The sequence below is a fragment of the Corynebacterium yonathiae genome (assembly GCF_027570195.1).
Classification (GTDB): Bacteria; Actinomycetota; Actinomycetes; order Mycobacteriales; family Mycobacteriaceae; genus Corynebacterium; species Corynebacterium yonathiae.
Genome location: NZ_JAKMUZ010000045.1, coordinates 1 through 1287, shown reverse-complemented (window position 1 = coordinate 1287; position 1287 = coordinate 1). Strand labels below are relative to the sequence as shown.

Genomic DNA, 1287 nt, shown 5'->3' with positions numbered 1-1287 from the left:
GGGGGTTAGATTTGGCCTTTTTGAATGCCGATTGAGTGGGTGTAGTCGGTGTCGATAGCGTTGTCGTAGAGGGCTGGGCGTCCTGTTTCGTGGTCGGCTTGGTTCTCGGTTTGGGTCAGGGTGGATACTTTGGCGAGTTGGCCCTGGCCCCAGTCGGACTGCCTGGCGATTCGTACTGGATCGTCAGGCAGTTCCGTTTTTAAGTAGAGCCACCAATCCAGCATGCGGCGTTGTCGTTCGCCTGATCTGCCGCGGTGGGTTCTGGCGAGCAGTTTGAGCTGGGCGTTGATGCCGCCTTCTAAGCTGTTGGTGGTGGATTTGATCCGCTCGGGCGCAAGGACTCCTGCTGGCGGGTTGAGGTAGACAAACAGCATCTCGGACCGCCAAAGATGGTTGAGGCTGTTGTAGGCCTTGCGCACGTTGTGGTGGGTCCACACGCGGGTCCATGCACCTGTTTTGGGGTCTTTGATCATGGTTTTCTCGTTCATCCATTCCCGGTAGATCGTTGAAAACTCGTGCAGTTGCACACCCCACGCGGCGGCTTCATCCAGTGTGGTGATCCGGGTCAGTTTCAGCGCAAGTCGGTAGATGGTGCGCCCGGCATCGGTGCGTGGGTTGGTGGTAGTGTAGCGGCGGACCACGCGTTGGGCGTGGACGAGGCAGCGTTGAATTTTCGTAGTCGGCCAGCACTTTTTGATTGCGCTGTATGCGCCTTGGCCGCCGTCGATGACGGCGATGAGTGGGGCTTCGATGCGTTCAAGCAGCAGTTGGTAGTCGCGGGTGGTTTCGTGTTTGCACCAGTGCCAGGCGATCACGTGGTCGATGGTCGCCGCGACGATCAGGCAGCCACCGGCGGTGTAGGTGCCATCGAGAAATACCTGGTCGTAGATCCGCTTGTGGTGGCCGGCGGTGGGGTCAGGCACATCAACGAGCCAGCACCACTTGAAGCGCCGCTTCATGGTGGCGCGGCTAACACCGTTTCGTTTGGCTAGGTCGTCGAGTGATATTGCGGTGGTGCAATGCTCGATGAACTGGGTGAACACTGCCGCGTTGGTGATGTCGTTTCGACGTTTGACGCTGGAGGCGCCGCATTGTTTGCAGCGCCATCTGGTGGTGCCTTTGCTGGTGGTGCCGTTGCGTTTCATTTCACCGCCGCAGTGGCAGCGTGGTTGGTTCTTCGACATTGCGACACCACACCACGCCGCGCATAGCACATCACGGCTGCCACACCGAGGATTTCCCGTCGGGGGCTAGATATATGCTTCCGGAGCATATACTTTCCGGAAA

At 58.7% G+C, this 1287-nt stretch carries 1 protein-coding gene; it reads right to left on the bottom strand.

The genetic code is table 11. The annotated features are described in order from the left end of the window. Window positions 1-5: 5 nt before the first annotated feature. Complete coding sequence (locus L8V22_RS11595; RefSeq protein ID WP_005323424.1) at window positions 6-1184, bottom strand: IS256-like element IS1249 family transposase; 1179 nt, start codon at window positions 1182-1184, stop codon at window positions 6-8. Between the last annotated feature and the right edge of the window lie 103 nt (window positions 1185-1287).

What these genes read in the sequence shown, in the direction of transcription:
- L8V22_RS11595 (WP_005323424.1), bottom strand. Translation starts at nt 1,184, where the DNA reads ATGTCGAAGAACCAACCACGCTGCCACTGCGGCGGTGAAATGAAACGC.